Annotated in this window: 1 protein-coding gene; it reads left to right on the top strand. The window is 74.8% G+C overall.

All coding sequences use genetic code 11. The annotated features are described in order from the left end of the window. The first annotated feature begins 50 nt into the window (after positions 1-50). Complete coding sequence (locus tag F8279_RS29675; RefSeq protein ID WP_151501709.1) at positions 51-911, top strand: pentapeptide repeat-containing protein; 861 nt, start codon at positions 51-53, stop codon at positions 909-911. The last annotated feature ends 274 nt before the right edge of the window (positions 912-1185 follow it).

Raw genomic sequence — 1185 nt, 5'->3', positions numbered from 1 at the left:
GAGAATGGGGCGCAGTGTTCGGAGCGGAGACTGTGGGGGTGGACGGGCCGGTGGCGGGCGAGGGCGGGCGGGAGTTGCGGGCGGACTGTTCGCGCTGCGCCGGGGTGTGCTGCGTCGCGCCGGCGTTCACCGCGTCGTCCGACTTCGCCGTCGACAAGCCCGCCGGGCGGCCCTGCCCGAACCTGCGCGCCGACTTCCGCTGCGGCATCCACACCGAGCTGCGGCAACGCGGCTTCCCCGGGTGCACCGTCTTCGACTGCTTCGGCGCCGGTCAGCACCTCACCCAGCACACGTTCGCCGGCCGCGACTGGCGCGCCGACCCGGCCACCGCGCAGCGGATGTTCGGCACGTTCGCGGTGCTGCGACCGCTGCACGAGTTGCTGTGGTACCTGACCGAGGCGGTACGCCTGACCCGGCCCGGGCCGCTGCGCGACGAACTGACCTCCGCGCTCGACGAGACCGGCCGGCTCACCGACGGCACCCCTGACGAACTGCTCGCCCTCGACGTCGACGCGCACCGGGAGCGCGCCAACCGCCTGCTGTCCCGCGCCGCCGAACAGGCCCGCGCCGGACGGGCCGGCCCGGACCGCCGGGGCGCGATGCTGATCGGGGTGGACCTGCGCCGCACCCCGCTGACCGGGGCGAACCTGCGCGGCGCGTGCCTGATCGGCGCCGACCTTCGGGGCGTACGCCTCGGCGCCGCCGACCTGACCGGCGCGGACCTGCGCGGGGCCGACCTGCGCGGCGCGGACCTGGGCGAGTGCCTGTTCACGCACCAGTCGCAGCTCGACGCCGCACGCGGCGACCACCGCACGGTGCTGCCGCCAGGGCTACGTCACCCGGCCCACTGGTCCCTGACGCTGACCCCGGCCGGCCCTCGCTCCCGCCCGCGCCGTCGCCGCCCCAGCTGACGCCGCCCCGGCTCGGCCACCTGTCTCCGCACCCGGCACCCGGCACCCGGCACCCGGCACCCGGCACAGCGTTGATCAAGGAGTTTGTGTCCCCACCAGCCCCTCCCCAAGCCACAAACTCCTTGATCACCGCGGCTGAGGCGCCCCTCTCCCAGCACCCGCACCGGCCCACCCGACCGACCTCGGCGGTGATCAAGGGGTTTGTGTCCCGATCCAGCCCTGAACCTGACACAAACTCCTTGATCAACCACGAGGCCGGGCCCGAGGACGAGGG

The organism is Micromonospora sp. AMSO1212t, from assembly GCF_008868145.1.
GTDB classification, from domain to species: domain Bacteria; phylum Actinomycetota; class Actinomycetes; order Mycobacteriales; family Micromonosporaceae; genus Micromonospora; species Micromonospora tulbaghiae.
The sequence above is the reverse complement of the archived record's forward strand: the minus strand, read 5'-3'. Positions and strand labels throughout refer to the sequence as shown.